General features: G+C 65.8%; 19 protein-coding genes. 13 read left to right on the top strand and 6 right to left on the bottom strand.

Features of this window, described 5'->3' with window-relative positions:
- Positions 1 to 7: 7 nt before the first annotated feature.
- Together AC5Y49_RS03475 and AC5Y49_RS03470 are read left to right on the top strand one after the other, a co-directional pair.
- A complete protein-coding gene (locus AC5Y49_RS03475) occupies positions 8 to 1144 on the top strand; it encodes a PPE family protein (protein ID WP_499884647.1) in 1137 nt (378 codons plus the stop codon).
- A 68-nt stretch (positions 1145 to 1212) separates the two neighbouring features.
- Complete coding sequence (locus AC5Y49_RS03470) at positions 1213 to 3255, top strand: NAD(+) synthase (RefSeq protein ID WP_499884367.1); 2043 nt, start codon at positions 1213 to 1215, stop codon at positions 3253 to 3255.
- Between the two features lie 77 nt (positions 3256 to 3332).
- Here the strand turns inward: AC5Y49_RS03470 and AC5Y49_RS03465 are convergent, their stop codons facing one another.
- Together AC5Y49_RS03465 and AC5Y49_RS03460 are read right to left on the bottom strand one after the other, a co-directional pair.
- Positions 3333 to 4145 (bottom strand): enoyl-CoA hydratase/isomerase family protein, encoded by an 813-nt coding sequence (locus AC5Y49_RS03465; protein WP_499884366.1) that lies wholly within the window; start codon positions 4143 to 4145, stop codon positions 3333 to 3335.
- Positions 4146 to 5009, bottom strand: coding sequence for a PfkB family carbohydrate kinase (locus AC5Y49_RS03460; protein WP_499884365.1), 864 nt, complete (start codon positions 5007 to 5009; stop codon positions 4146 to 4148).
- Positions 5010 to 5113: 104 nt separating this feature from the next.
- Here AC5Y49_RS03460 and AC5Y49_RS03455 point away from each other — a divergent pair, with 104 nt between their 5' ends.
- The 10 genes from AC5Y49_RS03455 (at position 5114) to AC5Y49_RS03410 (ending at position 15804) form a co-directional block, all read left to right on the top strand.
- On the top strand, positions 5114 to 7291 hold the full coding sequence (locus tag AC5Y49_RS03455; RefSeq protein WP_499884364.1) for an adenylate/guanylate cyclase domain-containing protein: 2178 nt from the start codon (positions 5114 to 5116) through the stop codon (positions 7289 to 7291).
- Positions 7288 to 8676, top strand: coding sequence for a mechanosensitive ion channel domain-containing protein (locus AC5Y49_RS03450; RefSeq protein WP_499884363.1), 1389 nt, complete (start codon positions 7288 to 7290; stop codon positions 8674 to 8676). The genes AC5Y49_RS03455 and AC5Y49_RS03450 overlap by 4 nt, the downstream gene beginning before the upstream one ends.
- Before the next feature lie 40 nt (positions 8677 to 8716).
- Positions 8717 to 9964: a glutamate-5-semialdehyde dehydrogenase gene (locus AC5Y49_RS03445; protein ID WP_499884362.1), complete on the top strand. Its 1248-nt coding sequence runs from the start codon at positions 8717 to 8719 to the stop codon at positions 9962 to 9964.
- 11 nt (positions 9965 to 9975) lie between these two features.
- Positions 9976 to 10860 carry an AAA family ATPase gene (locus AC5Y49_RS03440; RefSeq protein WP_499884361.1) on the top strand — a complete coding sequence of 295 codons (885 nt, stop codon included), beginning with the start codon at positions 9976 to 9978 and terminating at the stop codon, positions 10858 to 10860.
- A complete protein-coding gene (locus AC5Y49_RS03435) occupies positions 10857 to 12305 on the top strand; it encodes a vWA domain-containing protein (protein ID WP_499884646.1) in 1449 nt (482 codons plus the stop codon). The genes AC5Y49_RS03440 and AC5Y49_RS03435 overlap by 4 nt, the downstream gene beginning before the upstream one ends.
- A 277-nt stretch (positions 12306 to 12582) precedes the next feature.
- Positions 12583 to 13209 (top strand): nicotinate-nucleotide adenylyltransferase, encoded by a 627-nt coding sequence (gene nadD / locus AC5Y49_RS03430; RefSeq protein ID WP_499884360.1) that lies wholly within the window; start codon positions 12583 to 12585, stop codon positions 13207 to 13209.
- A complete protein-coding gene (gene rsfS, locus AC5Y49_RS03425) occupies positions 13206 to 13574 on the top strand; it encodes a ribosome silencing factor (RefSeq protein WP_499884359.1) in 369 nt (122 codons plus the stop codon). Before nadD ends, rsfS begins: the two co-directional genes overlap by 4 nt.
- A complete protein-coding gene (gene gpgP / locus AC5Y49_RS03420; protein WP_499884358.1) occupies positions 13571 to 14221 on the top strand; it encodes a glucosyl-3-phosphoglycerate phosphatase in 651 nt (216 codons plus the stop codon). The genes rsfS and gpgP overlap by 4 nt, the downstream gene beginning before the upstream one ends.
- A complete protein-coding gene (gene octT, locus AC5Y49_RS03415) occupies positions 14211 to 14966 on the top strand; it encodes a diglucosylglycerate octanoyltransferase (protein WP_499884356.1) in 756 nt (251 codons plus the stop codon). The genes gpgP and octT overlap by 11 nt, the downstream gene beginning before the upstream one ends.
- 4 nt (positions 14967 to 14970) lie before the next feature.
- Positions 14971 to 15804, top strand: a complete 834-nt coding sequence (locus AC5Y49_RS03410; protein WP_499884355.1) for a DegV family protein — start codon at positions 14971 to 14973, stop codon at positions 15802 to 15804.
- Between the two features lie 5 nt (positions 15805 to 15809).
- Here AC5Y49_RS03410 and AC5Y49_RS03405 read toward each other — a convergent pair whose 3' ends face one another.
- From AC5Y49_RS03405 to AC5Y49_RS03395, 3 genes are all read right to left on the bottom strand, one after another.
- A complete protein-coding gene (locus tag AC5Y49_RS03405) occupies positions 15810 to 18695 on the bottom strand; it encodes an MMPL/RND family transporter (protein ID WP_499884354.1) in 2886 nt (961 codons plus the stop codon).
- Positions 18692 to 19111 (bottom strand): MmpS family transport accessory protein, encoded by a 420-nt coding sequence (locus tag AC5Y49_RS03400; protein WP_499884645.1) that lies wholly within the window; start codon positions 19109 to 19111, stop codon positions 18692 to 18694. Before AC5Y49_RS03400 ends, AC5Y49_RS03405 begins: the two co-directional genes overlap by 4 nt.
- Before the next feature lie 143 nt (positions 19112 to 19254).
- The gene (locus AC5Y49_RS03395; protein WP_499884353.1) at positions 19255 to 20298 is read right to left on the bottom strand and encodes an NAD(P)H-dependent amine dehydrogenase family protein; all 1044 of its coding nucleotides are present in this window, start codon (positions 20296 to 20298) and stop codon (positions 19255 to 19257) included.
- A gap of 102 nt (positions 20299 to 20400) precedes the next feature.
- Here AC5Y49_RS03395 and AC5Y49_RS03390 point away from each other — a divergent pair, with 102 nt between their 5' ends.
- Positions 20401 to 21594 carry an enhanced intracellular survival protein Eis gene (locus tag AC5Y49_RS03390; RefSeq protein ID WP_499884644.1) on the top strand — a complete coding sequence of 398 codons (1194 nt, stop codon included), beginning with the start codon at positions 20401 to 20403 and terminating at the stop codon, positions 21592 to 21594.
- A 14-nt stretch (positions 21595 to 21608) separates the two neighbouring features.
- On the opposite strand, the gene AC5Y49_RS03385 is transcribed toward AC5Y49_RS03390, so the two are convergent.
- On the bottom strand, positions 21609 to 22031 hold the full coding sequence (locus tag AC5Y49_RS03385; protein ID WP_499884352.1) for a PPOX class F420-dependent oxidoreductase: 423 nt from the start codon (positions 22029 to 22031) through the stop codon (positions 21609 to 21611).
- Positions 22032 to 22033 lie beyond the last annotated feature (2 nt).

The following is a 22033-nucleotide window of genomic DNA, read 5'->3' as shown; positions in this document are numbered from 1 at the left end:
GGCCAGAATGTATGCCGGTCCCGGAGCGGGGCCGATGATGGCGAATGCGGCGGCCTGGGACGCACTGGCCGCGCAATTGGACTCCTATGCGGCCGGCTACTCCTCAGCGATCTCGGAGCTGACCGGCCAGAGTTGGTCGGGCGGCACGTCGGAGGCGATGGCCGGGGCGGCCGCACCCTATGTGGCGTGGCTGACGACGACGGCAGCGCAGGCCGAGCAGGCAGCCGGGCAGGCTCGCGCGGCGGCGGCCGCCTATGAAATCGCATTCGCCGCCACGGTTCCCCCGATGGTGGTCGCGGCGAACCGCACTCAGCTGGCGACGCTGGTCGCCACGAATTTCTTCGGGCAAAACACCCCGGCGATCGCGGCCACCGAGGCTGCCTACGCCGAAATGTGGGCGCAGGATGCCGCCGCCATGTACGGCTATGCCGCCGCCTCGTCGGCAGCGGCGATGCTGACCCCGTTCAGCCAGCCGCCGCAGACCACCAACCCCACCGGCCAATCCGCCCAGGCCGCCGCCGTCGCCAACGCCGTAGGCACCTCGTCCGCCGAACACGCTCAAACCGCCCTGCCGCAGTTGATGGCGGCAGTGCCCCCACAGCTGCAAACGCTGGCATCGGGCGGCTCCGGCACAACGTCGTCGTCCTCGCTCATCAGCGCCGTCGGCGCTGTCAATACGCTTCTCGGCCCCCTGAGCCTGGGGCAGACGACTGCCTATTCCGTGTTTCAGGCGGGAAATTTCGTCACCGGCGCTCAGTTGGCTGCCCTTCAGGCGGCCAAGTCCGCCGCCAGCGGGACCACCCACGCCGTGACGGCGGCGTCCACCGCACCGGCGACTGGAGCAGTCCGCGGTGAGGTGCTCGCCGGCATGAACACCGCCGACCGAGTGGGCAAATTGTCGGTTCCGCAGGGCTGGGCAACGGCAACTCCGGCGGCCGTCGCTGAGCCGCTGGGCGCGACGGGAACGGCCTTTCGGGCGCTGCCGGCGTGGGCGGCGAACCCGCCGTTGGGCACGCCGGGCGGGGCGCCGCCGCCGGGTGTTCTTGGGCCGATGGCCAACACCGCCGAGCGTCGCACCGGCAACGCCGTGTTCCGTATGAGAGACCGACGCTACAAAATTCCCCGCCCTGCCGTCGGCGGATAGCCCAAGGCCGGCATCTGCGCAACCTGTTGATGCAGTGCCGCGGACGGCCACAGGGCAATATGAAGACGATGGACTTCTACAACATTTACCGGCAGGGGTTCTTCCGCGTCGCCGCGTGCACCCATCACACGACGATCGCCGACCCGGCGGCCAACGCGGACTCGGTGCTGCGGATCGCCCGTGAGTGCCACGACGACGGTGTCGGGCTGGCCGTCTTCCCGGAGTTGACGCTGTCGGGCTACTCCATCGAGGACATCCTGCTCCAAGACGTCCTGCTGGATGCGGTCGAGAACGCCGTGCTCGACGTCGTGGTGGCCTCCTCCGACCTGTCGCCGGTCCTGGTCGTCGGGGCGCCGCTGCGCAACCGGCACCGGATCTACAACACGGCCGTCGTCATCCACCGCGGGATGGTGCTCGGGGTGGTGCCCAAGTCGTACCTGCCCACCTATCGGGAGTTCTACGAACAGCGGCAGATCGCACCCGGAGACGACGAGCGCGGTACTGTCTGGATCGGCGACATGCAGGCCCCGTTCGGCCCCGACTTGTTGTTCGCGGCATCTGATGTGCCCGACTTCGTGCTGCACGTCGAAATCTGTGAGGACATGTTCGTACCGGTTCCGCCGAGTGCCGAGGCTGCGCTGGCGGGCGCGACGGTGCTGGCCAACCTGTCCGGCAGCCCGATCACGATCGGTCGTGCCGAGGACCGCTGCCTGCTGGCCCGCTCGGCATCGTCGCGGTGTCTGGCCGCGTACGTGTATGCCGCTGCCGGAGAAGGAGAGTCGACCACCGACCTGGCGTGGGACGGCCAGACCATGATCTGGGAGAACGGGGTGCTGCTCGCGATGTCGGAGCGGTTCCCCAAAGGTGAACGCCGGTCGGTCGCCGACCTCGACATTGAACTGCTGCGCTCCGAACGGCTGCGGATGGGCACGTTTGACGATAACCGGCGCCACCATCGCGATACGGCCGAGTCGTTCCGGCGCATCGAGTTTCGGCTGGATCCGCCAGTTGGTGACCTCGGGCTGCAGCGTGCGGTCGAGCGCTTTCCGTTCGTGCCGTCCGATCCCAACCGGCTGGAGCAGGATTGCTATGAGGCCTACAACATCCAGGTCGCCGGGCTTGAGCAACGCCTGCGGGCACTGGACTATCCGAAGATCGTCATCGGCATCTCCGGCGGGCTGGACTCGACGCATGCGCTGATCGTCGCCGCACGAGCGATGGACCGGGAAAACCGGCCGCGCAGCGACATCCTGGCCTTCACGCTGCCCGGATTTGCCACCGGCGATCGCACCAAGGGCAACGCGATCAGGTTGTCGCGAGCCCTGGGCGTCACATTCGAAGAGATCGACATCAGCGACACCGCCCAACTCATGCTCACCAACATGGATCATCCATTCGCGCACGGGGAAAAGGTCTACGACGTCACGTTCGAGAACGTACAGGCCGGGCTGCGCACCGACTACTTGTTCCGGCTGGCCAATCAGCGCGGCGGCATCGTGCTGGGCACCGGTGACCTGTCGGAGCTGGCGCTGGGGTGGTCGACATATGGTGTCGGCGACCAGATGTCGCACTACAACGTCAACGGCGGTGTGCCGAAAACGCTGATCCAGCATCTGATTCGGTGGGTGATTTCGTCTGACCAGTTCGACGACGAGGTCTGCGAAACCCTGCAGTCGGTGCTCGACACCGAAATCACACCGGAGTTAGTGCCTTCCGGTGAGGACGAGGAAATTCAGAGTAGCGAAGCGAAGGTCGGACCGTATGCGTTGCAGGACTTTTCGCTGTTTCACATCCTTCGCTTCGGGTTCCGCCCATCGAAGATCGCCTTCCTTGCATCGCATGCCTGGAGCGATCCCGACTTGGGCAGCTGGCCGCCGGGTTTCCCGGAGAACAAGCGGCCCTCGTACTCACTGGGTGAGATCCGGCATTGGCTGCAGGTTTTCGTGCAACGGTTCTACTCGTTCAGCCAGTTCAAGCGCTCGGCTCTGCCTAACGGGCCCAAGGTTTCCCATGGCGGTTCGCTGTCACCGCGTGGGGACTGGCGAGCGCCGTCGGACATGTCCGCGCGGGCCTGGCTCGAGGAGATCGAGCGCGAGATACCGGAGGGCTAACTCATTTGCCGAGCGTCGAGTTGTCGGGCGATTCCCGCCGGTTCGCCGCAACAACTCGACGTTGGGCGCAATGGGCGTTACAGCCGGCCGTCGACCCGCAGGTCGGGGTGCACCCAGTTCGGTGACCGCCGCTCACGGAACGCCACAAAGCCCTCGACGGCCTCGGGCCCTTCGATGCTGGCCTCCATCCCGATCCGGTCGTAGAGCCCGAGGTAATTGTCCAGGCTGGCCTTGACGACCCGCCGCGCGGCGGGCGCCGTACGACACGCTTGACCGAGCACCTCGCGTGCGGCGTCCATCAACTCCCCGTGCGGCACCATCCGCGCGACCATGCCCCACTCGACGGCCTCTGCCGCGGACAGCGTCCGCCCGGTCAGCATCAGGTCGCGAGTACGGATGGGTCCGACGACGCGTGCCAGCATTTGGCTGTAATACGTGTCGGCGATGCCGCGGTAGAGCTCCGGGACCCGGAACGTCGCGCGGTCGCTGACCACCGCGACGTCGCTGCACATCGCGATCTGCAGCCCGCCGCCTTGGCACAGCCCGTTGACCGCCGACACCACCGGCTTGGCGGACTTGCGCAGCGTGTCGAACGGCGTGATATCCAGTGACAGCGCTGAGCCCCACTGCATCCAGTTGTCGTCGCCGCCACCGCCGAGATCACCGCCCGGTGCGAACACGTCGCCGGTGCCGGTGATCAGCAGGCCCGCCAGGTCGGCGTCGGCGTTGACATGGGTGATCGCATAACGGATGCCGAAGTACATTGCCGGCGTCATCGCGTTGCGCGCCTCGGGGCGGTCCAGCGTGACGACTCCGAACGGTCCCTCGCGGGTGAACTTCAGGAACTTCGTTCCCAACCAGTCACCCTCGGGTGGACGTGGTGGCGACATTTAATGCTCTCCTTTGGTTTTTGCGACGACGTCATCGATAGCTTCGCCGAGCGGTGCGCAGTCGCCGGCACCGGGTACCAGCGTCGCGAGCGCACCGGCCGCACACGCGCGCCGCAACGCGTAGTCACGCCCGGTGGACCACCCGGCGGCCAGTACACCGGCGAACACATCACCGGCTCCGGCGGTGTCGACGACCTCCACCGCAGGCGCCGGAACCGTGGTGTCGTCGCCGTCTCCGCGGTAACTGGCGCCGGAAGCGCCCCGGGTGACCACCCGATGCGTCACCGGCCACACCCACCGCTCGTCTTCGGACTCGTTGACGATCAACACGTCGGTGAGCCCGGCCAGCTCGCTCAGATCGGTGGCCGGCGGCGAGGCGTTGACCATGACGATCGCGCCTACCGCGTGTGCTTCGCGGGCGGCTGCGATAGCGGTGGCGATTGGAATCTCCAGCTGCACCAGCAACACGTCGCAGTCGGCGACGACAGCCCGGAACCCGTCGGGGTCCAGCGTCAGGCGCCCGTTGGCGCCTGGCGCGACCACGATCGCGTTCTCGCCGGCGCTGTCCACCATCACCACCGCGGATCCACTGGGACCGGCCACCGCGACTAGCCCGCCGGTGTCCACGTCGTTGTCGGCGAGATGCGCGCGCAACTGCGCGGCCGCCGCGTCGTCGCCCACCGCGCCGACGAACCGCACCCGAGCACCGGCACGTGCCGCTGCGACCGCCTGATTGGCGCCCTTGCCGCCGGGCGTCGACTGTGCTGAGGTGGCCAACACGGTTTCGCCCGGTCGCGGCAGCGAATCGACGTCGAACACGGTGTCCATATTCACGCTGCCGACCACGCATACTCGGGTTGTCATTCGGCCGACGTTATGGAGTCGCACGCGGATGCACAACGAGGCGCACGCCGTCGCGTTACTCTGCTGCGTGACCCGTCTTAGCTGCACGAGCGGAAGGAAGCCGATTGACATCGCGGCAGCCGGCAGAACCGGACGGGGAACATGCCCCGACCACGAAGAGTCGACGTCGCCCGCGGCTGCTGTCCCGGGTAAGCATCCAGTCCAAGCTGATGGTGATGCTTTTGGTATCGGGTATCGCATCGGTGGGAATCATCGCGATCATCGAATATGGAGCCGGCCGTAGCGCGTTACGCGAAGCGGCGTCGGACAGGTTGATCGAGTTGCGCGCGTCGCAGAAGCGGGCGATCGAGACGTTGTTCGCCGACCTGACGAACTCGTTGATCATCCACAGTCGCGACTTCACTGCGGTCGACGCGGTGCAGGCGTTTGCGGCGGGATTCGATCAGCTCGACAACGCGCCGATCAACCCCGCGCAGCAGCAGGCGCTCGCCACCTACTACAACAACGAACTCATCAAGCCGATCAAGCAGACGACCGGCGATGAACTCGATCTCGACGCGCTGTTGCCGAAGTCGAACGCGCAGAAGTATCTTCAGGCCCACTACACGGCCCCGTTCACGTCGAACGGTGACTCGAGGAAAGTCGACGACGCCGGCGACGGCAGCGCGTGGTCGGCCGCCAACGCCCGATTCAACGACTTTTTCCGGGAAATCGTCGCCCGCCTCGAATATCGGGATGCCCTGCTGCTGGATACCCGCGGCAATGTCGTCTACACCGTCAACAAAGGCCCCGACCTGGGTACCAACATCCTGGCCGGGCCCTACCGTGAATCCAACCTGCGTGATGCGTACAAAAAAGTGCTGGGCGCCAACGCTATTGACTTCGTCTGGATCACCGACTTCCAGCCGTATCAGCCGCAACGCGGCGCACCCACCGCGTGGCTGGTTTCACCGATCGGAACCGACGGCCGGGTGGACGGAGTGATGGCGCTGCCCCTACCGACCTCGAAGATCAACAAGATCATGACCGCCAACAAGCGTTGGGCCGCGGCCGGGGTGGGCAAGACCACCGAGACCTATCTGGCTGGCCCCGACAACTTGATGCGATCCGATTCGCGGCTTTTTTTGGAAGACCCAAAGCAATACGAACACGACGCGGTCGCCGGTGGCACCCCGCCTGACGTGGTGAACCAAGCGATCCGGTTAGGCGGCACCACCCTGGTGCAGCCGGTGCAGACCGCGGGCCTTCGTGAAGCTCAACGCGGGCAGACCGGCGTCATCGCCGGCACCGACTACCTTGGCAAGAAGGAATTGCAGGCCTACGCGCCGCTGAACGTGCCGGACTCAGACCTGCGCTGGTCGATCCTGGCCACCAGAGATAATTCCGAGGCATTCGCCAAGATCGAATCTTTCACTAAGACACTCGTGTTAGCCACCACCACAATCATTTTCGCGATCTGCGTGGCGGCGATCCTACTGGCCCAGATGTTCGTCAGGCCGATCCGTCGACTGGAGGCCGGCGCGCAACGGATCAGCGCAGGGGATTACAGCGGCGCGATCCCGATTACGTCTCGAGACGAAATCGGAGATTTGACGGCGGCTTTCAACGACATGAGCCGCAACCTGCAGACCAAGGAAGAGCTGCTCAACGAGCAACGCAAAGAGAATGACCGCCTATTGCGGTCGTTGATGCCGGAGCCGGTCGTGCAACGCTACCGCGAGGGCGAGCAGACCATCGCCGAAGAGCACTCCGATGTCAGCGTGATCTTCGCCGACATCATCGGACTCGATGACATGTCCAACCACCTGTCCGGCAGCGAGCTGGTGGGAGTTGTCGACGACCTGGTTCGGCAATTCGACTCGGCTGCGGAAACTCTTGGCGTCGAACGTATCCGCACCCTGCACAACGGGTATCTGGCCAGCTGCGGGGTGAACACCCCGCGACTGGACAACGTGAACCGGAGTGTCGACTTCGCCCTGGAAATGCAGCGCATCATTGATCGGTTCAACAGCCAAACCGGTAGCGAGCTGGCCCTTCGGGCCGGCATCAACACCGGCAAGGTGGTCAGCGGGCTGGTAGGCCGATCGACGGTCGTCTACGACATGTGGGGCGCGGCAGTGAACTTGGCCTACCAGATGCACAGCGGCTCACCGCAGCCCGGTATCTACGTCACGACGCATGTCCACGACGTGATGGCCGACGTGCACCACTTCACCCCGGCCGGCACCATCTCGGTCGGCGGATCCGAGCAACCCATCTGGCGACTGTCGGAGCGGCAGTGAGCGTCTTCGAGTTGCCGTGGTTCTACTGGGCGGTCGGCGTTGCGATCGGACTGCCGGTCGGGCTCATCGTGCTCACCGAATGGCATCACGTCCTCGTGCGCCGGCAAAGCTATCTCGCCAGGCCGGTCAACCTGCTGCGCAACTATCTGCTTCCGTTGGGCGCGCTGTTGGTGCTGCTGGTCGGGGCGGCGCAGGTGCCCGGGCAGTACACCTCGGTGCGCAGCCTCGCGACGGTATTCGGCTTCCTCGTGCTCGTGCTGCTGCTTTCTGGCCTGGACGCCACCGTGTTCCAGGCTGCGCCGCAGGGTTCGTGGCGAAAGCGGGTGCCGACCATCTTCCTCGACGTCGCCCGCCTGTTGCTGATCGGTGTGGGGCTGGCGCTGATCTCCTCCTATGTCTGGGGGGTGCGGATCGGCGGCCTGTTCACCGCGCTGGGGGTGACGTCGGTCGTCATCGGCCTGATGTTGCAGAACTCGGTGGGCCAGATCGTCTCCGGCTTGTTCATGTTGTTCGAGCAGCCGTTCCGGATCGGTGACTGGCTGGACACGCCGACCGCCCGGGGACGCATCGTCGAGGTGAACTGGCGAGCCGTCCACATCGAAACCGGCCGCGGCACGCAGATCATGCCCAACTCGGTGTTGGCCGGCACCTCGTTTACCAACCTGAGCCGGCCGCCCGGCGCACACACCCTGACCATCACGACCACGTTTTCGTCCACCGACCCGCCCGATCGGGTGTGCGCACTGTTATCCCGCACCGCAAGCGCGCTGCCGCAACTCAAGACCGACGCGGTGCCTGCCTCGGTGGCGCGCGGCGGCGGCGAATACGAAACGACGATCGGCCTCACCTCGCCCGCCGACGACGGCGCAGCGCAGGCCACCTTTCTCCGCTGGATCTGGTATGCCGCCCGTCGCGAGGGCTTACACCTCGACGATGCCGAGGACGACTTCTCCAGCACCGAACGCGTTGACAAGGCGCTGCGGTTGGTGGTGGCGCCGGCCCTGCGGTTGAGCGTTACCGACCAGCAGGCACTGGTGTCGCACGCCAAGATCGTCCGCTACGGCGCCGACGAGATCGTCGAGTATGCCGGCCAAGTCCCGGTCGGCATGACGTTCTTGGTCGCCGGCAGGCTCCGGATGACTGCGATGACCGATGACGGTTCAGTGCTTCCGGTCGGCACGCTGGACGAGGGATCTTTTCTGGGCTTGACCACGCTGACCCGTCAACCCAACCTTGCCGACGTGTACGCGCAGGGCGAGGTGACCGCGCTGGAGATCGGTCGAGAACACATCGAGGAGCTGGTCATGCGCAAACCGCTGCTGCTGCAGGACTTCGGCCGCATCATTGACGAGCGGCGCGGCAAGGTCCAGCAGCTGACTAGGTAGCCGTGTCGTCGCGCCGCCGAACGCCCGATACCCTGGGGGAATGAGTCTGCAAGCACCGTCGCGCGCTGACTTGCGTCAACAGGTGCACGACGCCGCGCGCCGCGCCCGGGTGGCGGCCCGCACCCTCGCCTCGTTGCCGACTGTCGTCAAAGACCACGCGCTGCTCGCCGCGGCCGATGCGATCGTGGCCCATGTCGACCAGGTGCTGGGGGCCAACGCCGATGACCTGAACGCCGCGCGTGCCGTCGGCACGCCGACGGCGATCCTCGATCGGCTGGCGCTGAACCCGCAGCGCATCGACGGAATCGCCGAGGGTTTGCGCCAGGTCGCCGGTCTGCCCGATCCGGTCGGCGAGGTGTTGCGCGGCTACACCCTGCCGAACGGGCTGATGCTGCGCCAGCAGCGGGTTCCGCTCGGCGTGGTCGGCATGGTCTATGAGGGTCGTCCTAACGTCACGGTCGACGCCTTCGGTTTGGCGCTCAAATCCGGCAACGCCGCACTGCTGCGCGGCAGCTCGTCGGCGGCGAACTCCAACCAGGCGCTGGTCTCGGTGTTACGGGCCGCCCTGGTTCACGAAGACCTGCCCGCCGATGCGGTCCAGCTGCTCGACAGTTCCGACCGCTCGACCGTCACCCACCTGATCCAGGCCCGCGGCCTGGTCGACGTGGTCATCCCGCGCGGCGGAGCGGGCTTGATCGACGCGGTGGTTCGTGACGCGCAAGTCCCCACCATCGAGACCGGCGTCGGCAACTGCCACGTCTATGTCGACGGCGGCGCTGACCTCGACGTCGCCGAGCAGGTGCTGCTGAACTCCAAGACGCGGCGGCCCAGCGTGTGCAACGCCGCCGAGACGCTGCTGGTCGACACCGCCATCGCCGGGCAGGCGCTGCCCCGGCTGGTCGGGGCGCTGCAAGACGCCGGGGTCACCGTGCACCTGGACGCCGACGAGGACGACTTGCGTCGCGAATACCTGGCCATGGACATCGCGGTGGCGGTGGTCGACGGGGTTGACGCCGCGATCGATCACATCAACGAATACGGCACCGGACATACCGAGGCGATCGTGACCACCAATATGGCTGCCGCCCAGCGCTTTACCGAAGGAATCGATGCGGCTGCGGTGATGGTGAACGCGTCGACGGCGTTCACCGACGGTGAGCAGTTCGGTTTCGGCGCCGAAATCGGTATCTCCACCCAGAAGCTGCACGCTCGTGGCCCGATGGGGCTGCCGGAGTTGACCTCGACCAAGTGGATCGTCTGGGGAGACGGCCACACCCGTGTTCCCTAGGAGAAACCCCAGTGACTGTTCCCGCGCGGCCCATCCCGCTGTTCGCCGATATCGATGATGTCGGCCGGCGGCTGGCCGAGACCGGCTATCTGCCCGACACTGCCACCGCGACGGCGGTCTTCCTGGCCGACCGACTCGGCAAACCGCTGCTGGTCGAAGGACCCGCCGGGGTGGGCAAAACCGAGCTGGCCCGCGCCGTCGCGCAGGCCACCGGGTCGGGGCTGGTGCGTTTGCAGTGCTACGAAGGGGTGGACGAGGCCCGCGCGCTCTACGAGTGGAACCACGCCAAGCAGATCCTGCGGATTCAGGCCGGCTCCGCTGATGGGGGGGCATGGGAGTCCACAAAATCCGACGTGTTCAGCGAGGAGTTTCTGCTGACCCGTCCGCTGCTGACCGCGATTCGGCGCACCGAGCCGACGGTGCTGCTGGTCGACGAAACCGACAAGGCCGACATCGAAATCGAGGGCCTGCTGCTGGAGGTGTTGAGCGACTTCGCGGTCACCGTCCCGGAGCTGGGGACAATCACCGCCGAGCGGGCGCCGTTCGTGGTGCTGACTTCCAACGCCACCAGGGAGCTGTCCGAGGCGCTCAAACGTCGGTGCCTGTTCCTGCACATCGATTTCCCGAGCCCGGAGTTGGAGCGGCGCATCCTGTTGTCCCGGGTTCCCGAATTGCCCGGGCACCTTGCCGACGAGTTGGTGCGGATCATCGGTGTGCTGCGCGGCATGCAGCTGAAAAAGCTGCCGTCGGTGGCCGAGACGATCGATTGGGGCCGCACGCTTTTGGCGTTGGGTCTGGACACCATCGACGACGCCACCATCGCAGCCACGCTGGGTGTCGTGCTCAAGCACCAGTCCGACCAGCACCGCGCGTCCGGCGAGTTGCGGCTCAACTGATGGCCCGCCGCGTTCGCCCCAGTCGGCCGCTGGCCCCGCACGGGCTGCCCGGCCATTTGGTGGAGTTCGTGGAAGCGCTTCGGGGGCAGGGTATTTCGGTCGGCCCGTCGGAGACGGTGGACGCCGGTCGGGTGATGACGGCGTTGGGTCTGGGCGACCGGGAGGTGTTACGCGAGGGAATCGCCTGTGCGGTGCTGCGCCGCCCCGACCATCGGGAAACGTACGACGCCATGTTCGATTTGTGGTGGCCGTCGGCGCTGGGCGCGCGGGCGGTGGTAGCCGAAGAGGCGTCTGACGACGAACATCCCGACATCCAACTGCTTGCCGAAGACGTCGAAGCGATGCGGCAGATGCTGCTGGATCTGCTGGCCGAGAACACCGATCTCGCCGACATGGACGAGCGACTGGTAGCGATGATCGCCCAAATCGTGGAAGCCTACGGCAAATACAGCTCCAGTCGCGGTCCGTCCTACTCGTCGTATCAGGCGCTCAAAGCGATGGCGCTGGATCAGTTGGAGGGCCGGCTGCTGGCCGGCCTGCTGGCGCCCTACGGCGACGAGCCCACCCCGTCCCAAGAGCAGATCGCCAAAGCGCTTGCCGCGCAGAAGATCACCCAATTGCGCAAGATGGTCGACGCGGAGACCAAGCGGCGGACCGCCGAGCAGCTGGGCCGCGATCATGTGCAGATGTACGGCATCCCGCAGCTGTCTGAGAACGTCGAGTTCCTACGCGCCTCGGGTGACCAGCTGCGTCAGATGCGCCGGGTGGTGGCACCGCTAGCCCGGACGCTGGCTACCCGGCTGGCGGCCCGTCGGCGTCGCGCCCGCGCCGGGTCGATCGACCTGCGCAAGACGCTGCGCAAGTCGATGTCGACCGGCGGCGTGCCGATCGACGTGGTGTTGCGTAAACCGCGGCCGGCCCGGCCCGAATTGGTGGTGCTCTGCGATGTCTCCGGCTCGGTCGCCGGGTTCAGCCACTTCACACTGTTGCTGGTAAATGCTCTGCGCCAACAGTTTTCCCGCGTCCGGGTTTTTGCTTTCATAGACACCACCGACGAGGTGACACACCTATTCGGTCCTGACGCCGATTTGGCGGTGGCCATTCAGCGGATCACCCGCGAGGCCGGTGTCTACACCCGCGACGGGCATTCGGATTACGGCAATGCGTTCGTGTCGTTCACCGAGCAGTTCCACAACGTGCTCTCGCCGCGCAGTTCGCTGCTGGTGCTCGGCGACGGCCGCACGAACTACCGCGACCCGGCCACCGACGTGCTGGCGCACATGGTGACCGCCAGCCGCCACGCGCACTGGCTCAACCCCGAGCCCAAGCATCTGTGGGGCAGCGGCGATTCGGCGGTGCCGCGTTACGAAGAGGTCATCACCATGCACGAATGCCGCTCGGCCAAACAGCTGGCCGCCGTGATCGACCAACTCCTGCCGGTGTAGCCAGTTCTGCCGCGAGCGTGCGTGTCCCCGGCCGACACACCGGGGTAAACGCCGTTTCTACGCACGCTCGCCCAATGGTCAGCTCCGCGCCTGCGAACGCGACGCTGTCCTATGGCAGATCCGCCACGGGGATGCCCGCACGACGGAGGGCGCCCTGCCGTGGCGATGGTTCTCGTCACCCGTTCGCGAGCGTGCGGAGAAACGGGTAGGCGAGCGGCGTGTCGGCCGGGAACACGCACGCTCGCGGGAGGGTGGGGCTCCAGTAAGCTGGCAAACCGTGCAAAAGCGCCGCCGCAGGCTGGGAGTCATGGGTGGGACATTCGATCCCATCCATAACGGCCACCTGGTCGCGGCCAGCGAAGTTGCCTACCTGTTCGATCTCGACGAAGTGGTGTTCGTGCCGACCGGCCAGCCCTGGCAGAAAAGTCGACAAGTGAGCGCCGGCGAAGACCGCTACCTGATGACAGTCATCGCCACCGCAGCCAATCCCCGCTTCTCGGTGAGCCGCGTCGACATCGACCGCGGCGGGCTGACCTATACCAAGGACACGTTGCGGGATCTGCGCACGCTCAATCCCGACTCCGACCTGTTTTTCATCACCGGGGCCGACGCGCTCGCGTCGATCCTGTCCTGGCAGGACTTGGAGGAACTGTTCGCGATAGCGCGGTTCGTCGGAGTCAGCCGGCCCGGTTACGAGCTGGCCCGCGAACATCTCACCGACGTCCTTGACGGGCTGCCGGACGACGCGCTGAGCCTGGTCGAAATCCCGGCACTGGCGATCTCGTCCACCGACTGCCGGCGGCGCGCGCAGGAGTCCCGGCCGCTGTGGTACCTGATGCCCGACGGCGTCGTGCAGTACATCTCCAAACGCGAGCTCTACCGCAAACCCCAGGACCAGTCATGACTGCCAGCCAAGAAGCCATCGACATGGCCACAGTGGCCGCCGGCGCGGCCGCCTCGAAGCTCGCCGACGACGTCGTCGTCATCGACGTGTCCGGCCAGCTGGTCATTACCGACTGCTTCGTGATCGCTTCGGCGTCCAACGAGCGACAGGTCAACGCCATCGTCGACGAGGTCGAGGAGAAGATGCGCCGCGCGGGCTACAAGCCGGCGCGCCGCGAAGGCACCCGCGAAGGCCGCTGGACGTTACTGGACTACATCGACATCGTCGTGCACATCCAGCACCAGGACGAGCGTGACTTCTACTCACTGGACCGCCTGTGGCGGGACTGCCCGGTGATCACCGTGGACCTGGAGAGCACGCCGTGAGCGTGCGCCGGCTGGTCATGCTGCGCCACGGGCAAACCGAGTTCAACGCCGACACCCGGATGCAGGGCCAGCTGGACACCGAACTGAGTGAACTCGGCCGTGCCCAGGCCCTCGCCGCGGCCGAGGCGTTGGGCAAACGCCAGCCGCTGCTGATCGTGTCGTCGGATCTGCGGCGCGCCTACGACACGGCGACGGCATTGGGGGAGCAGACTGGTCTGCCGCTGCGCGCCGACAATCGATTACGGGAAACCCATCTCGGCGACTGGCAGGGGATGACCCACGCCGAGATCGACGAGATCGCGCCAGGGGCCAGATTGGCGTGGCGCGAAGACGCCTCCTGGGCGCCGCACGGCGGGGAAAGCAGAGTCGACGTCGCCGCGCGCAGTATGCCGCTGGTGGCCGAATTGGTATCCGGTGAACCGGAATGGGGCGCCGACGAGCGTCCGGTGGTACTGGTCACCCACGGCGGTTTGATCGCCGCTCTGACGGCAGCATTGCTGGGGCTGCCGGTTGCCAACTGGCCGGCGTTGGGCGGAATGGGCAACGCCAGTTGGACGCAACTGTCCGGCCATTCGAGCGACGACGGCATCAGCTGGCGCCTTGATGTGTGGAACGCTTCGGCACAGGTCGCGGGCGATGTCCTCTGAGCCCGGTCCGGTATTGCTGATCTTCGCCGATTCGCTGGCCTATTACGGGCCGACCGGCGGTCTACCCGCCGACGACCCCCGCATTTGGCCCAATATCGTTGCGGCGCAACTTGGGTGGGACATCGAGCTGATCGGCCGCATCGGCTGGACCTGTCGAGACGTCTGGTGGGCGGCCACCCAGGACCCGCGGTCCTGGGCGGCGCTGCCCCGCGCAGGCGCAGTCGTCTTCGCCACCGGCGGGATGGATTCGTTGCCGTCGCCGCTGCCGACCGCGCTGCGCGAGCTTATCCGCTATGTACGCCCGCCGTGGCTGCGACGCTGGGTGCGCGACGGCTACGGCTGGCTGCAGCCGCGGCTATCCCCGATGTCACGGGCCGCGCTACCCCCGCGCCTCAGCGCCGAATACCTCGAACTGACCCGCAGCGCAATTGATTTCAATCGACCCGGTATTCCGATCGTAGCGTCGCTACCGTCGGTGCACATCGCCGAGACGTACGGCAAGGCACACCACGGCCGCACAGGTACCGCCACCGCAATCACCGAGTGGGCCCAGCAGCACCACATCCCGTTGGTCGACTTGAAAGCCGCCGTGGCCGAACACATCATGAGCGGCCGCGGCAACCCCGACGGCATCCACTGGAATTTCGAAGCTCACCAGGCGGTCGCCGAACTGATGCTCAAAGCGCTGGCCGAGGCCGGCATCTCAGGTGAGAAGCCGCGCAATCAGACCGAGAAACCGCGCTAAGTCCATGGCGGTCGTAGTGGTCACCGACTCGTCGGCGCGGCTTCCCGACGACGTCCGCCAAAAGTGGGCGATCCGCCAAGTGCCGCTGCACATTCTGGTCGACGATGCCGATTTGCGCGACGGCGTCGACGAGGTGCCCGACGACATTCACCGGCACGGCGGGGCAACCACTGCCGCAGCCACCCCCGCCGAATTGTCTGAGGCATACCAGCAGGCACTTGCCGACAGTGGTGGCGACGGCGTAGTGGCGGTACACCTTTCGGCGGCGCTGTCTGGAACCGTCGGGGCCGCCGAAGCCACCGCAGCCGGCCTCGGCGACGGTGTGCGGGTCGTCGATTCGAGGTCCACCGCGATGAACACCGGTTTCGTCGCATTGGCCGCGGCCCGAAGCGCCGCCGACGGCGCCGATTTGAACACCGTTGCGCGGGCCGCTGCTGCGGCGGTGCGCCGCAATCACGGATTCATCGTCGTGCACCGATTGGACAACCTGCGTCGCAGCGGACGTATCGGCGGCGCTGCCGCCTGGTTGGGCACCGCATTGTCCCTCAAGCCGCTGTTACGCATCGACGATGGCAAACTGGTTCTGGCGCAACGGGTTCGCACCGCCAGCAAGGCGGTGGCAACCATGATCGACCGCGTCTGCGCGGTAGTCGGGGAGCACTCCGCGGCCATCGCCGTGCACCATGTCGCCAATCCCGACGGTGCCGCCGAGGTGGCCGCGGCACTGGCCGAGCGGCTGCCGTCCTGTGAACCGGCGATGGTGACCGACCTGGGGCCGGTACTGGCGCTGCATGTCGGCGCCGGAGCACTTGCGGTGTGCGTGGAGGTAGCGGAGTAGCCCGCTTATCGCTGCGTGGGCACAGCCAACGGCGCGGTATCGTCGCTGAGCCGGTCCGGGGGAGGCCGCCGCCGCGCATTGTCGCCGCGGGGATGGACGATCTGCGGCCACCAGAACCAGCGTCCGAGCAGGACGGCGACCGACGGCATGAATAGCGCGCGCACCACCAGCGTGTCCATCAACAGGCCGAGGCAGACGGTGGAACCGAACTGGCCGAGCACCTGCAACTCGCTGCCGAGCATGGCCGCCATCGTGAATGCGAACACCAGGCCCGCGGCGGTCACCGTGCCGCCGCTGCCGCCCATCGCCCGGATATACCCGGTCTTGAGCCCGGCGTGGATCTCCTCTTTGAACCGGGAGACCAGCAGCAGGTTGTAGTCGGATCCGACGGCCAACAGGATGATGATGGACAGCACCATCACGATCCAGTGGATATGGATGCCGAAGAGGTCCTGCCAGATGAGCACGGACAGCCCAAAAGCCGCGGCGATCGAGCTTCCCGCGGTGCCTACGATCACCAGCGCCGCCACCAGGCTTCGAGTGATCAACAGCATGATCATGAAGATCAGCGTGAGCGCCGACACCACCGCGATCATCAGGTCGTATCTGGCGCCGTCGTGCATGTCCTTGAACGTCGCGGCGGTACCGCCGAGGTAGACCTTGGCATCCGACAGCGATGACTGCTTCAACGCTTCTTGCGCGGCAGTGCGTACCGGGGCAACCCGTTCGATTCCCTCCGGGCTCATCGGATCACCTTGGTGGGTGATGAAGAAGCGGGCGGATTTGCCGTCCGGCGACAGGAACTGCCTGAGCCCGACCTGGAAGTCCGGGTTGTCGAACGCTTCGGGAGGCAGGTAGAAGAGGTCGTCGTTGCGGGAGTCGTCGAAACTCTGTCCCATGACGATCCCGGTGTCGCTCAACGCCTCCAGCTGGTTGATCATCGCGGTGAAGGTGCTGTGCAGTGTCAGCGTCAGCGAGCGGGTGGTTTTCAGCGATTCGATCTGCGGCGGCAGCACCGTGAGCAACTCTTGCGTCACGGCATCGAGGTCGTCGAAGTCGTCGGCGAGCGTGTGGAACTTTTGATCGAGTTCGTCGATGCCGTCCAGCGAGTCCCATATTGACTTCAACGAGAAGCAGATGGGGATGTCGTAGCAGTGTTTCTCCCAGTAGAAGTAGCTGCGGATCGGCCGCCACATGTCCTCGAAATTCGCGAAGTTGTCCCGTAATTCATCGGTGATCTCGGTCAGTTCATGGGTGTCGATGTTCGTGCGGTGTGTCGCCGCGCTGAGCCGTGTCTGGATCTCCAATGTTTTCTGCAGATAGTCGATGGTGATTCCGAGTTGATCCGATATCTTCAGCACGTCGGCCAGGCGATCTTTGAGGTAGTCCATGTTCTGCATGAGGGTCTGGCCCTGCACGCTGTTCTGAAATGCGATGGAGCTGTGCTGAATCGGAATCCCCAACGGTCTGGTGATGTCTTGGATCATCGCGATGCCCACGGTGCGGATGACGTTTCGGGCTACCTTGTCCAACACCAGCATGTCGGCCGTATTGCGCATATCGTGGTCGGCCTCGACCATCAACATGTCGGGGTTCATCCGGGCCTGCGAGAAGTGCCGGTCCGCGGCCGCGTACCCGAGGTTGGCCGGGGCTGATGTCGGCAGATAGTGGCGGTCGTTGTAGCTCGTCGAGTATCCGGGCAAGGCGACCATGCCGATGAGCACGACCACGCCGCTTGCGGCCAAAACCGCGCCAGGCCAACGCACGACCGCGGTGCCGATCTTCCGCCACAGCTTGCTCTTGGCGGGCCGCTTGGATTCGAAAAGTCCGAACCGACTGCCGACGAAGACAACTGCCGGTCCCAGCGTCAGACCGGCCGCCACCACCACCAGCATTCCGATCGCCACTGGCGGCCCCATCGTCGAGAACCAGGGCAGCCGGGCCAGGCTGAGGCAGTACGTCGCTCCGGCGATGGTCAGACCCGACCCCAGCACAACCGGGGCCACCGAACGAAACGTCGTGTAGTAGGCGGTTTCTCGATCCTCGCCGGCCCGGTGCGCTTCTTGATAGCGGCCGATCAGGAATATTCCGTAGTCTGTTGCGGCCGCGATCGCCAGCATGGTGAGGATATTCGCGGCGAACGTGGTCAGCCCGAATGCGTTGGCGTTGCCCAGCACCGCGACTATTCCCCTGGCCGCGCTCAACGCGACAAAAGTCATGAACAGCTGGACCAGAGTGGTGACGAATGAGCGGTAGACCAGCAACAGCATGATCGCGATCGCGCCCAGGGTGAACAGCGTGATCTTTGCCAGGCTCTTGTTCCCGATGATGTGCATGTCGTCACTCAGCGCCGCCGGGCCGGTGACGTAGCCCTTCACTCCCGGCGGTGCGGGTGTTTTGTCCACCACCTCACGGACGGCGTTGACGGAGTCATTGGCCTCAGTGGTGCCCTGGTTGCCGGCGATGTTGATCATCACGTAGGCGCTCTTGGCGTCGGCGGACTGCACGCCCGCTGCCGTCAGGCGATCGCTCCAGAAGTCCTGGATGTGCTGGACATGCTCGGGGTCCTGCAACAGTTGGCGAATGATGTCTTCGTAGTAGCGGTGCGCGGCATCACCGAGCTTGTCCTGACCTTCCAGGACGACCATGATCGTGCTGTTGGAGTCGAATTCCTTGAAGTTGTGGCCCAGCCGCATCATCGAGACCATCGACGGCGCATCCATGGGCGCCATCGGCGCCGAGTGTTCCTCGCCCACCACTTCCAGTTGCGGGACCGCGACATTGACGATGACGGTCAGCGCCACCCAGCCCAGGATGATCGGCACCGCGAACAGGCGGATGAAGTGCGGGATGACCGGTCGACGGGGGCGCTTGTCAGTTGTCTGTGTCATGCGGACTTCACTAGGCAGAAGGTCTGGGCCTTGACACCGTGGACCGTTTTCTCCTCCCGGACCACACCGTCAACGGTGATCCGGCAGCCGATTCGATCGCCGTCGCCCTGCGCCACGATGTTGGCGCTGACCGAGGGCAATGTCGTGGTGACCGTGTACGACCACGGCACCGGCGCGCCGTTGATTTGGTGGGTGTTCGCCTCGGCGTCCCAGTAGTTGATGTTGGCGGTGGTCCCGGCGGGGCCGAAGACCTCGTACTTGACGTCCTTCGGATTGAACTGCACGATCTCGATCCCGGCGCCGGCGCCCGCGTTGAGGTCCTCGGAGCCGAAGATGCGGTGCAGTCGTAACACGATGAGTCCCGAGACGGTGAGTACGACCACGAGGACCAGGGGTATCCACGCGCGTTTGGCCATGTTGGCGATTGGAATCGCTCTCACCGAGTCTCCTCCCGCTCACCGATCAGCGACCGTCGGCTCTGACTTCCGATACCGCCGAACCTTCGCACGGCTAAGAATCGTAGAGGATACGGTACGGCAGCGTTCCGTCCCCCTCGCCGCTACACCGCGGCGCGGCCGGTGACCGGTGGCAGGTCGGCCAGCGTCACAATCCCCGGCTTGGCCGCCACTACAGCAGGGACGGCGTTGGTGACTGGCATCGCGGTGTAGATCATGCCCAGACCCATGAATCCCGGTTCTGTCCAATCCTTCGGCGGCAGACAGTGAATCACGGTGCGCATATTGGGCAGGCCGAAGACTTGAATGACATGCCCGTGCTCCAGTGGTTTCGGCGGCGTGACGTGGTTTCCCATGACCCAGTTGAATCCGACGCTGACGACGTTCTTGTTGCCGACCCAGCCGCGGTGATACCCATAGACGCTGCCGACCGTGCCGGCCGGAATCTTCATGAAGCCCAAATCGGTGTCTGCGGTGGCGGCGGTGAATTTGACGTCGAACGTCATCTTGTCCAGCGTCGCCCCGATCGCGTCGGCCATCATCGCGGCTGCTTCGGCGAACACTTCGCTTTCCCGGCGCACGCTTTCAGCCAGGCCCGGGGTCTCGGGATCTTGGGAGAAGCCCATGGCGGTCTGGGTGCCCGCCGATTCGTAGGTCGAGCAGTCGACCGATTCGGTGATGCGGATCTCGTCGACGCGCTCGCAGGACGCGCTGAGCACCATGCCGACCATGTTCGTCATCCCCGGGTGTGCGCCGCTGCCGAAGATCGTCGACCCACCCCGCTCACAGGCGTCGACGATGCGTTGCCGGTCCTGCGGGGTTTGCTTGCCGCCGGTGATCCAGGCTGCGCTGGAGCAGACGTTTACTCCAGCCTCGAGCAGGCGCACCAGGTCGTCGATGTTGGGCCACAACGGGTTATAGCAACAAGCATCGGGTTTCAGCGCGAGTAGCGCGTCGACGTCATCGGTGGCCGTGATCCCGGTCGGTTGCGGCCAGCCGGACAGTTCGGCGGCGTCGACACCGATTTTGTCCGGCCCGTGCGCATATACGCCGACCAACTCCATGTCGGGTCGGCCGATGATGGCGTGCAGCGATCGTTGTCCGATGTTGCCGGTGGTCCACTGGATCACGCGCAGCGGGGCTGTCATCTGACTCCTCGGTGTTGGCAGATGCCAACGACGATATCGGGGTGCGATGCGCCGGGGTTTGTGGCACCGTCGAACTTCGTGAACGACGCCGCACCTCCCGGTCTGACCTTGCGCAGCGCCACCGATGACGACTGGCCCGCGATGGGGTTGTTGGCGGCCACTGGTTTCGGTGAATTCGGCGAGCCCGGCTCGTTGACCCTCTGGCGGACCTTGCTGGCGCGCGACGGCATTGTGCTGATCTGTGACGACGTGCTGGAGCAGGCCGTCGTCGGCATGTCGCTCTATCTCGACCTGCAGTTGACGGTGCCGGGCGGAGCGGTGCTTCCCACTGCCGGGGTCAGCCTGGTCGTGGTTGCACCCACACACCGCCGACGGGGGTTGTTGCGCGCGATGTACACCGAATTGCATCAGCGCATCGCCGATGCGGCGTATCCGATCGCGGCGCTGACGGCCAGCGAGGGCGGCATCTACGGGCGGTTCGGCTACGGTCCGGCGACGATCAAACACCAGCTCTCGGTCGACCGCAGCCGCGTCGGCTTCCACGCTGACGCCCCGGACCCGAGCGGAGTTCGGCTGGTCAGGCCTTCCGAGCATCGCGACGAGTTCGCCGCAATCTACGAGCGCTGGCGGCTACAGACTCCTGGCGGGCTGGCGCGCCCGCAACCACTCTGGGATGAGCTGCTGGCCGACCGGGAGGCCGCCCGCCGCGGCGGAACCCCGTGGTTCGGGCTGCTGCACCCCGACGGATATGCCCTGTACCGCGTACACGACGACAATCAGCGAGTGGCTCGGGTAGCCGAGCTGAGGGCCGCGACCAACGACGCACACGCCGCCTTGTGGCGGGCACTGCTCGGTCTGGACCTGATGAAGTCCGTCGCCACCGCCACCCATCCCGCCGACCCGCTGCCCTACCTGCTGATCGACACCCGGCTGGCCCGCACCACCGGGGGTCAGGACGACTTGTGGCTGCGGCTGATGGACATTCCGACCGCGCTGGAAGCCCGTAGTTACCAGGCCGACCTTTCTGCGGTGGTTGAGGTCACCGATGGATTCCGCTGCGACGGCGGACGATTCGCGTTGGACATCCGCGACGGCCGGGCGCGCTGTACGGCCAGTGACGCCCCGGCAGACATCGAGATGGACCTCGACGTGCTGGGCAGCCTATATCTGGGTGGGCATCGCGCGCCGGTGTTGGCGGCGGCCAACCGGCTGCGCGCTAAGGATTCCGAGCTGATCGGTCGTCTCGACGCGGCCTTTGTCAGCGATGTCCCCGCCGAGTTGGGCTTCGGCTTCTGAGCGGGGCGCCGCTGTCAGTCGGCGATGTTGAACGCGGCGACGACCTTGGTGGGGCGCACGCGCACCAGCAGTTCGCCGGGAACGGCGTTACGGCGGCCGAACTCGATCGCGCGGTGCGTGCCCATGTAGCGTCCGCCGATCCGGGTGGCGATGTCGAGTAGCTCCGCCGCATCTTCGGTGACGCTGGCAACCCCTTGCACCTGCACGAACGAATAGGGCGGATGCGGGTCGTCCACGCAGATCACGACACGTGAATCACGCTGCAGAGCACGACCTTTGGCAGTGTTGCGGCCGGTGTTGAACACCAGCTCGCCGTTGTCGACGATGAACCACACCGGGGCCACCAACGGCCGACCATCGGATGCCGCGAATCCCAGCATCCCGGTGCGGGTGCCTGCTGACAGGAATTCGGTGACCTCCGAGGAGAATTCGGTCATAC

The sequence above is a fragment of the Mycobacterium sp. NGS62 genome, assembly GCF_059812285.1.
This window is presented reverse-complemented; position numbering and strand designations above follow the sequence as displayed.

Bases quoted from the DNA above. Each gene is read 5' to 3' on its own strand.
- AC5Y49_RS03475 (WP_499884647.1), top strand. From the start codon at position 8: ATGTATGCCGGTCCCGGAGCGGGGCCGATGATGGCGAATGCGGCGGCC.
- AC5Y49_RS03470 (WP_499884367.1), top strand. From the start codon at position 1,213: ATGGACTTCTACAACATTTACCGGCAGGGGTTCTTCCGCGTCGCCGCG.
- AC5Y49_RS03465 (WP_499884366.1), bottom strand. From the start codon at position 4,145: ATGTCGCCACCACGTCCACCCGAGGGTGACTGGTTGGGAACGAAGTTC.
- AC5Y49_RS03460 (WP_499884365.1), bottom strand. From the start codon at position 5,009: ATGACAACCCGAGTATGCGTGGTCGGCAGCGTGAATATGGACACCGTG.
- AC5Y49_RS03445 (WP_499884362.1), top strand. From the start codon at position 8,717: ATGAGTCTGCAAGCACCGTCGCGCGCTGACTTGCGTCAACAGGTGCAC.
- rsfS (WP_499884359.1), top strand. From the start codon at position 13,206: ATGACTGCCAGCCAAGAAGCCATCGACATGGCCACAGTGGCCGCCGGC.
- octT (WP_499884356.1), top strand. From the start codon at position 14,211: ATGTCCTCTGAGCCCGGTCCGGTATTGCTGATCTTCGCCGATTCGCTG.
- AC5Y49_RS03410 (WP_499884355.1), top strand. From the start codon at position 14,971: ATGGCGGTCGTAGTGGTCACCGACTCGTCGGCGCGGCTTCCCGACGAC.
- AC5Y49_RS03405 (WP_499884354.1), bottom strand. From the start codon at position 18,695: ATGACACAGACAACTGACAAGCGCCCCCGTCGACCGGTCATCCCGCAC.
- AC5Y49_RS03400 (WP_499884645.1), bottom strand. From the start codon at position 19,111: ATGGCCAAACGCGCGTGGATACCCCTGGTCCTCGTGGTCGTACTCACC.
- AC5Y49_RS03395 (WP_499884353.1), bottom strand. From the start codon at position 20,298: ATGACAGCCCCGCTGCGCGTGATCCAGTGGACCACCGGCAACATCGGA.
- AC5Y49_RS03385 (WP_499884352.1), bottom strand. From the start codon at position 22,031: ATGACCGAATTCTCCTCGGAGGTCACCGAATTCCTGTCAGCAGGCACC.